We start from the raw sequence: 8,657 nt of genomic DNA, 5'->3' as shown, positions 1-8,657 counted from the left end.
GTTTTTTAGGTTATTTTCTCTTGCACCCTTTACAGAAACTGTATCTTTCCATTTCCTGTTGAAATCCTTCGCCTGGATTTTTTCCTCTCCTTTTAAGTATTGGGCCGTGTAGCTTTTCCCATGAATCAATAATTCCTGAAGGTCTCCCTGGAAAACCAAATGCCCACCTTTAACCCCTGCATCCGGACCAATGTCAATGATCTGATCTGCGGCTTTCATGACCTTTTCCTCATGTTCGACCACAATCACGGTATTTCCGAGATCACGTAAAATTTTCAATACCTCGATCAATCTGTCTGTATCCCTTGGGTGAAGACCTATGCTCGGTTCATCCAAAATGTACATGGAACCCACCAAGGCCGAACCCAATGATGTCGCCAATTTGATTCTTTGGAATTCACCTCCTGAAAGGGAAGAGGTTAAGCGGTTAAGGGTCAAATAGCCAAGTCCGACCTTGTCTATATATTCCAATCTGTTCAGGATTTCTTTTAAAAGTCTGTTGGCCACTTTCTTTTCGGAATCGGTGATCTCAATTTCCTGAAAGAACCGTAAAGCTTTTTCGATGGGGAGCAATACAATGTCCGTGATGGATCTGCCATTGATCTTCACAAAGGAGGCATCTTTTCTCAATCTCGTCCCTCTGCAATCCGGGCAGGTTGTCCTTCCCCTGAACCGGGATAACATGACCCTGTATTGGATTTTGTGGGTTTTGGTTTGGAGGTCTGCAAAGAAATCATTCAGTCCTTTGAAATGTTTGTTTCCGGTCCAAAGAAGTTCTTTGTGTACTTCATCCAAATCCTCATAAGCACGATGGATGGGAAAATCGAAATAAATTCCTTTTTTCACCAAAGGTTCCAGCCATTTGGAGGAGCTTTCACCTCTCCAGGGAGCGATGGCACCTTCATACACAGACATGCTTTTGTCAGGAATGACCAAGTCAGGGTCAATTCCCAAGACAGAACCAAATCCTTCACATGTCTTACATGCTCCATAAGGATTATTGAAACTGAAAAAATTAACCGTTGGCAACTCGAAACTCATTCCATCGAGTTCAAATCGGTCTGTAAAGGTTCTTTTGGTTTTTTCAGGGATCAGGATGGTGCAGTCCCCATGACCTTCAAAGAAAGCCGTCTGAACTGAATCTGCTATTCTGAACTGATTGTCTTCATCTTCTTTTTGGATAGAAACCCTATCAATTAGAATCTCATATTCCCCATTGGGCAAATCGGAACTTCCCAATAAATCTTCCAGAAAATATGGATCACTATTTACCAATATCCTTGTAAACCCTTTTTGGAGCAATAATTCCAGTTCCTGTTTCCTCGATCGGCCTTGAGTCAGATGAAGTGGGCATGAAATCATGACTTTGTCACCTTCGTCAAAACTGTGGATAAAATCAACAACATCAGTCACTGTGTGGTGTTTCACTTCATCACCGCTGACAGGGGATATGGTTCTGCCTATCCTGCTGAAGAGTAATTTGAGGTAATCATATATTTCTGTTGTAGTCCCGACCGTTGAGCGGGGATTTTTGGTGCTTACTTTTTGTTGGATGGCGATAGCGGGAGAAACTCCTTTGATATATTCTACATCAGGTTTTTCCATCCTGCCCAAAAACTGACGGGCATAGCTGCTGAGGCTTTCGACATACATTCGCTGTCCTTCGGCAAAAAGTGTATCAAATGCCAGGGAAGACTTTCCGGAACCTGAAAGTCCGGTAATCACAACAAGCTTGTTTCTGGGAATGGCAACACTCAGGCTTTTGAGATTGTTGACCTTGGCATTTTTGATGATAATATAATCCTTGGGATCAAGGGTATCTACAGAAGGGGACTCGAATTCAGTGCTTACACTCATAACCTGCAAAGTTACCCAATCAACAGATGAAATGGTAATTTGTTGGAAAGATTAGGCTTCGAATATGTATAAAATGTAAGATAACAGGAACTCAATGATGCTTTTTTCACTTTCTTTGAATACGAATTGTCAACCAAGAATAATCATGAAAATAGAGAAGAATAAAGTTGTCGCGATCAGCTATGAACTGCATGTAGATGATGGGGAAAACGGGAAGGAGCATTTTGAAAGTGTTAAAAAGGATCAGGCATTCCATTTCCTATTTGGCACAGGCCATGTACTTCCGGCTTTGGAAGCGGCGTTTGAGGGGAAAGAGTCAGGAGATAAGTTTGAGGTGTTTATTGATTTCGAAAACGGATATGGCGATTATGATGAGAGCAAAAAGATGATTGTGCCAAAGGCCAATTTCAAAGAAGATGGGAAAAAGGCAAAGGATCTATTGAAAGTCGGAAAAGTGATTACCATGCAGGATGACAAAGGGAATCAGATGCGAGGAGAAATTTTAAAGGTAGATTACAAGGGATTCCACATGGATTTCAATTCACCCTTGGCAGGATTTGACCTATATTTTTCAGGGGAGATTGTCTCTGTAAGGGATGCGGAACCTGAAGAAATCGATCATGGGCATGTGCATGGGGCTGGGGGACATCAGCATTGAAATCTTGGTTGAGATTAAATTATGTATATAGTTCTTAATATTACTTAATTGATCGTCTATTTAAATGCAATTAAATATTCATTGATACCTGCCTGCCGCAGGCGGGTTGGATATTAAAAGATACTTGTGCGACGTGGCGTATTGATTCAGATATAAGCGAAAAGCCTGGATCGTAACCGTAAATGGTATGACTACGGATATAACATTTCATATTATCCGATTTGTTAGATTTCTTAATTAATTTTATTCTCATAAGAATGATTTTCCATTGAATTATTGTAAATTTCTAATGATTAAAAATTGAATCATGATCTCAGAAACACAAAGACGTAATAAATTTGCCAAAAAAATTCAGGAAATTTCAACAGATAAATTTGTTGAAATAGAAAGGTTTGTTTTTTCCTTAGAAACCAATCTAATTATATCTGATGAAGTTTCATCGTTTGCAGGAGCATGGAAAAATATAGATGATGAATTGTTTCTTGATCTAACAGAAAATTTGCTTTTGAGAAGAAAATTATAAAAATGCCAGAAATTTCAATGAATGAAGTTATCGAGTTGTTAGTATTGGAAGATTTTCGAATTTGGCTGAAATTCAAAGATGGAAAAGAAAAAACCATTAATTTCAGGCCATTTCTTGGCAAAGGATTTACCAAAGAATTGTTGAACTACAATAAATTCAAAGAGGTTTTTATAGAGCCGGGAGGAGGGATATCATGGAAAAACGGATATGATTTTTGTCCAAATTATCTAAAGGAATTGAAATCTGAAGACCAAATTATTTCCCGTTAACAAGCATAAATGCTTACTTAAAATCCTTAAAAAGGCAATTTCCCTAGATCCACATTTCCACCCGAAAGAATAATCCCTACTTTTTGACCTTTGAAATCTTCTTTGTTTTTTAGTAGTGCCGCTAGCGGTACTGCACAGCTAGGCTCAATTACGATTTTCATTCTTTCATAAATTAACCGCATGGCTTCAATGATTTCTGGGTCACTGACAATCAGGATATCATCAACGTATTGCATGATGATCTCAAAATTGATTTTTCCGACAGATGTTAACAATCCATCTGCAATTGTCTTTGGACCGACCATGGGAATCAATTTTTTGGCTTTGAAGGAGCGGTAAGCATCATCAGACCCTTCCGGTTCTCCTGCGATCACTTTGGTGTTGGGTGAAATATATTTGGTGGTAAGCGCTGTACCCCCCAACAAACCTCCCCCACCAACAGGTGCCATGATGGTATAAAAATATATCCCTTCTTCCCACATTTCCAATGCACAGGTGGCCTGTCCTTCTATTACATCCATAAAATCGTACGGTGGAATAAATACAGCACCTGTTCTATCTACCACCTCTTGAAGCGTGGTTTCTCTGGCTTCCAAGCTCGGAACACATTCAATGATTTCTCCGCCATAGCCTTTCACAGCCTTTTTCTTGATCTCGGGAGCATTTGATGGCATCACAATGTAGGATTTGATGCCGGCTACCGAAGCGGCCCTTGCCAAAGCAGCAGCATGGTTACCACTTGAATGAGTTGCAACCCCATTGGATTTCCGGTCATCTGTCAATTTCATCACGGCATTGGCTGCGCCCCTGGCTTTGAAGGCACCGACTTTTTGGAAGTTTTCACACTTGAAATAAATCTGGCAACCTGCAATTTTATCAATGGCCTCTGAAGTCAATATTGGTGTTCTATGGATAAAGGGCTGAATTCGTTGGTGTGCCGCTTTGATATCTTCTAGGGTCGGAAAATTTATTTTTTCATTCATGGTTTTAAAGATAATAGAAGGCATGAAAACGGACAAAATATTTATCTTGCGCCTTATGAAAATCAGGCCTTCTTTAGAATTACTCCTAAGTAACAATGAAATTTTTCCGTTGATGGGAGAGTTTATTGACGTTTCCAATTCCATTCCCATGGACTTTTCCCCTTCCAATACGGACTTGATAGAGGTTAATCTTTCTGATACCCATCAATTCAATGATTATGTATTTGGGCTTTTGGAACAATCAGGGAAAAAGTACGGGATAGGAGGTTATTTTGAGCATAGGGCCATATACAGCAGGAGTGCAGTATTTGCCACTGAACTACAGGATTTCAGGAATATCCACATGGGGGTTGATATTTGGGCAGAAGCGGGTACGCCTGTATTTGCTCCTTTGGATGGTATAGTTCACAGTTTTAAGGACAATGCAGGTTTTGGAAATTATGGGCCTACCATCATTTTGGAACATGAACTTCGGGGTGAAAAATTATTTAGCCTATATGGGCATTTGGCCGTAATGGATTTAGCCCATATACAAGTAGGAACAGCAATCAGTAAAGGGGAAGGTTTTTGCCAATTGGGTCCTTTTCCGGAAAACGGTGATTGGCCACCTCATCTACATTTTCAATTGATGTGGGATTTATTGGGAAATTGGGGGGATTTTCCCGGGGTATGTTCCCATAGGGAAATCGAAAAATTTAAAAATATCTGTCCTGACCCTAATCTTTTGATCGGAAATTTGCCAGGGTAATTAACCTGATTCCTTCCAAAGTTAAATTTCTGTCCACCTTATTAAATGAGTCATTCAAATTGGTCAGAATGGTAGACAGTCCACCAGTTGCAATCACAATGCTGGAATATCCCAACTCGTCCTGAATGCTTAGCAGCATTCCTTTGACCAAGCTGGTATAGCCGTAAAGAATTCCCGACTGAATGGAATGGATGGTGTTTTTCCCCAAAACAGATTTAGGCATTTTCAACTCTACTTCCGGGAGTTTAGAAGTGTTGGCAAAAAGTGCTTTGATAGCAGTTTTAAGGCCGGGAACAATGTTGACTCCAAGGATTTTTCCGTCATTACCTACTACTGTAAATGTCAGGGCAGTCCCAAAATCGACTATGATACAGTTGGATTGAAACATTTCAAAAGCAGCCGCAACATTACACATCAGGTCAGATCCGATTTCATTTGGCCTTGCCGTCGAAACTTTGAGCTTGGCATAACTCCTTCCATTGATGAGGTAACAATCTTTTTCCAGGTATTCTTTACAAAACTGTTTAAGGACCGGGTTGATTTCCGGAGTAACCGAAGAAATACCCACATGGGTTATTTCATCAGTTTTGATTCCGTTTTCCAAAAAGAAGAGGTGGAGCTCTTTTTCAAGTTTCAGAATAGAGATATCTTTATGGGTATTGGTCCTGAACTCATGAATCCACTTTTTCCGGTTCTCATCAAAAAACCCGAAAACGATGTTGGAATTACCTGCATCAATTGCCAAAAACATTTAAACCGGATTCAGAGTGAATGATGATTGTATTTCTATGTTTATCTTCATTTTATAAAGGAAGTCTAAGCCAAATATATAAATTGATTTTTTGCTTTTCTGATTTTTGGTAATTTTCCAATATGTATATAATAAGAGAGGGAAAAATAGAAGACCTACCAAGAGTATTGGAATTGGTCAGAGAATTGGCGGTTTACGAAAAAGCGCCGGAACAAGTCACGAATACAGTTCAAATGATGGAAGAGGATGGCTTTGGGCCTAACCCCGTATTTGGTTTTTTTGTGGCGATTAAGGAAAGCACAAACGAAATCATAGGCATTTCAATTTACTACTATCGGTACAGTACATGGAAAGGAAGACGGCTTTATTTAGAGGATATTGTCGTGACTGAAGCTGAAAGGGGCAATGGTGCCGGAAAAATACTTTTCGACAGGACCATGCTTAAATGTCTGGAAGATGGCTGCACTGGGATGATGTGGCAAGTTTTGGATTGGAATGCACCGGCTATCAATTTTTATCAAAAATACGGTGCAGACCTTGATGAAGGATGGATCAATTGCAACTTACAAGCTGATGAAATTAAAGCAATTTTAAAAAAATAATTGCAAATGCAATATATTAATATTGTAAATGAGACATAATATATTTATATTTATGTATTAATAAACATTCATTGTCATGGCGGTTAAATATTCCATCAAAAAAATGAGTTCCGAATATCACCCAGCGATTCTGGACATTCAGGAGCTTCAATACTTCTTCAAGACCCCTACTGATAGGGTGTCAGAGCCAAATCCCTATTTGGATGGGACTATGTCATTTTCTGAGACCAAGATTTTGTTTGATTTTTTGGACTACAGTCAGCATGATGTGGCCGAGGTAATGGAGGTGGATCCAAGTACGCTCTTCCGTTGGAAAAAGGAAGATAAATTATTGACCAGATTATTGACCAAGACAATCAAAGATATGGACAAAGTAATCGCTAAAGGTGTCAGAATATTTGGGACAGAGGCGCTTTTTTCTGAGTGGCTTTATTTACCTAATCATGCCATGGGCAATAAGAAGCCTGCTGATTTGATGAGAGATCCAAATGGACTTGAGTTGGTAGATCAGGCTTTGGAAGCCCTTTCATGGGGTAATTTCCTCTAATCCGGAAACATTTTGAAGGTTTTCAGGTTGATTGAAAATATCGCAGGGAGATCTCCATTGGGTTTCGGGATGGGGGCCGGAAGGTGGAATCTTTATGGGACACCAATGATTTACTGTTGCAATGTTTCTGCTCTTAATTTCTTGGAACTGCTCAGTATCAAAGGTCCTATTGTCAGCAAATCAGATTGGATATTGATCACTTTGGAAATAACTGATGATATTCCTTTTCTGGATCCTTCCGAATTACCCCAAGAATGGCGAAGGAGACCCTATCCAACATCCACACAGCAAATTGGAACTGAATGGGCCAAAGGGATGATTTCCCCGATATTAAAAGTCCCGTCCTGCAGAATTCCATTGAGCAACTACCCGGAAGAATTTAACCTATTGATCAACCCTCTTCACCCGGAATTCCATCAATCTGTCAAGTTAATAAAGACAGAGGATGTGAGTTTTGAAGTAAATTATTAGTTCTGTTTTATGGAAGGATTGACAATCTTTCCCGCAAAGACGCAAGGACGCAAAGAAGAATAGCCTGAATCTTTACGCATTGGTGAGAACTAAACCATCTGCCTACAGTAAATTTAACATTGAAATAATAAAATGAATATAGACCTAAAAGACCATAGAATTCTTGTCACAGGTGCCTCAAGGGGAATTGGCCGGGCAATAGCCGAACAGATTTCCGAATCCGGGGCTGAGGTGTTGATCCATTTCAACAAGAATCTTGAAGAGGCAAAAAGCCTTCAACACAGTTTGCCCAATCCCTCCCACCTTACTCCCTGTGATTTATCCAATCTGGAATCGGTGACGGGATGGATTCCGGAGTTGGTGAATACTTATGGAAAAATCGATGCGGTGGTGAACAATGCCGGAATTGCAATCAGTGTAGCTGATAATGCACCCACTTCTGATTGGTTGGATGTTTGGAGAAAAACCATGGATGTCAACATCAATGCATTGGCCATCATCTCCAAGGAGTTTATAGAACATGCCCGCAACAATAAAAACGGCAGAATTGTCAATATCTCGTCCCGGGCAGCCTTTAGGGGAGATACAACAGATTACCTTGCTTACGCAGCTTCAAAAGCTGCCATTGTCAGCTATACCCGATCCATTGCCAGGTATTATGGAAAAGAGGGCATAAAGGCATTTCTCATTGCTCCGGGATTTACAAGAACTGATATGGCAAATGACATTCTCTCCCAATATGGGGAGGGGTTTGCATTGAATGATATCGCACTTAATCAATTGACTGAACCAAAAGATATCGCACCAATGGTCACTTTGCTTTGTTCAGGAATGGCTGACCATGCTACAGGATGTACCATAGATATCAATGCGGGGTCTTATGTGCATTGAAATGATATAAAGGAAAATAAGTTTGAAGTAAGATTGAAATATCTGGCTGTAATTTCATTTTTACCCGGCTCAGAAATAATTTAAATGCCCAATAAATCCAACGATACATTCTCGCCTGAAATGAAAAGGATCCTGAAGATTTTTGGGATTGGATCTTTGCTGTTTGTGTTTATCATGTCATTTTTTAATGAGAGAAGGGCCAATAATTCCGGTAAGGAGGATAGTCCGATGAGCATGGGGGATGCTGAGAGGTTGTATTTCAAAAATATCAGGGCAGCTTACTATGATGTTGAGGTTAGAAGAGATGCAAAAATGACAATCTACCGGCTTGGAAAAAGGGCTAAAACGGAAGATAGT

Annotated in this window: 11 protein-coding genes and 1 pseudogene; 9 read left to right on the top strand and 3 right to left on the bottom strand. The window is 39.9% G+C overall.

The annotated features are described in order from the left end of the window. Positions 1-1,857: excinuclease ABC subunit A (locus ACEW8O_RS04350; RefSeq protein ID WP_373493400.1), on the bottom strand; the 1,857-nt coding region annotated here is incomplete at its 3' end. A gap of 145 nt (positions 1,858-2,002) precedes the next feature. Between ACEW8O_RS04350 and ACEW8O_RS04345 the strand changes: the two genes are divergently transcribed. From ACEW8O_RS04345 to ACEW8O_RS04335, 3 genes are all read left to right on the top strand, one after another. Beyond that, complete coding sequence (locus tag ACEW8O_RS04345) at positions 2,003-2,515, top strand: peptidylprolyl isomerase (RefSeq protein ID WP_373493399.1); 513 nt, start codon at positions 2,003-2,005, stop codon at positions 2,513-2,515. Positions 2,516-2,822: 307 nt separating this feature from the next. Next, complete coding sequence (locus tag ACEW8O_RS04340; protein ID WP_373493398.1) at positions 2,823-3,038, top strand: hypothetical protein; 216 nt, start codon at positions 2,823-2,825, stop codon at positions 3,036-3,038. Between the two features lie 17 nt (positions 3,039-3,055). Next, positions 3,056-3,307, top strand: a complete 252-nt coding sequence (locus tag ACEW8O_RS04335) for a DUF2442 domain-containing protein (protein ID WP_373493397.1) — start codon at positions 3,056-3,058, stop codon at positions 3,305-3,307. 26 nt (positions 3,308-3,333) lie between these two features. On the opposite strand, the gene ACEW8O_RS04330 is transcribed toward ACEW8O_RS04335, so the two are convergent. Further along, positions 3,334-4,290, bottom strand: coding sequence for a pyridoxal-phosphate dependent enzyme (locus tag ACEW8O_RS04330; RefSeq protein WP_373493396.1), 957 nt, complete (start codon positions 4,288-4,290; stop codon positions 3,334-3,336). Positions 4,291-4,345: 55 nt separating this feature from the next. Between ACEW8O_RS04330 and ACEW8O_RS04325 the strand changes: the two genes are divergently transcribed. Continuing rightward, positions 4,346-5,038: a peptidoglycan DD-metalloendopeptidase family protein gene (locus ACEW8O_RS04325; RefSeq protein WP_373493395.1), complete on the top strand. Its 693-nt coding sequence runs from the start codon at positions 4,346-4,348 to the stop codon at positions 5,036-5,038. On the opposite strand, the gene ACEW8O_RS04320 is transcribed toward ACEW8O_RS04325, so the two are convergent. After that, positions 5,007-5,789 (bottom strand): type III pantothenate kinase, encoded by a 783-nt coding sequence (locus ACEW8O_RS04320; RefSeq protein WP_373493394.1) that lies wholly within the window; start codon positions 5,787-5,789, stop codon positions 5,007-5,009. The two genes, ACEW8O_RS04325 and ACEW8O_RS04320, sit on opposite strands and share 32 nt — an antisense overlap. Before the next feature lie 122 nt (positions 5,790-5,911). On the opposite strand from ACEW8O_RS04320, the gene ACEW8O_RS04315 reads away from it, so the two are divergent. From ACEW8O_RS04315 to ACEW8O_RS04295, 5 genes and pseudogenes are all read left to right on the top strand, one after another. Next, positions 5,912-6,391, top strand: a complete 480-nt coding sequence (locus ACEW8O_RS04315; protein ID WP_373493393.1) for an N-acetyltransferase family protein — start codon at positions 5,912-5,914, stop codon at positions 6,389-6,391. Between the two features lie 76 nt (positions 6,392-6,467). After that, positions 6,468-6,938 carry an antitoxin Xre/MbcA/ParS toxin-binding domain-containing protein gene (locus tag ACEW8O_RS04310; protein ID WP_373493392.1) on the top strand — a complete coding sequence of 157 codons (471 nt, stop codon included), beginning with the start codon at positions 6,468-6,470 and terminating at the stop codon, positions 6,936-6,938. Between the two features lie 12 nt (positions 6,939-6,950). Further along, positions 6,951-7,409, top strand: coding sequence for an RES family NAD+ phosphorylase (locus ACEW8O_RS04305; protein WP_373493391.1), 459 nt, complete (start codon positions 6,951-6,953; stop codon positions 7,407-7,409). A gap of 132 nt (positions 7,410-7,541) precedes the next feature. Next, a complete protein-coding gene (locus ACEW8O_RS04300; protein WP_373493390.1) occupies positions 7,542-8,300 on the top strand; it encodes an SDR family NAD(P)-dependent oxidoreductase in 759 nt (252 codons plus the stop codon). An 84-nt stretch (positions 8,301-8,384) separates the two neighbouring features. Next, positions 8,385-8,657, top strand: a pseudogene (locus ACEW8O_RS04295) (hypothetical protein); the annotation flags it as partial.

It is taken from the genome of Aquiflexum sp. (genome assembly GCF_041749095.1).
Taxonomy (GTDB): Bacteria; Bacteroidota; Bacteroidia; order Cytophagales; family Cyclobacteriaceae; genus Aquiflexum.
Note: the sequence above shows the minus strand (reverse complement) of the source record. Positions and strands in the feature narration are given on the sequence as shown.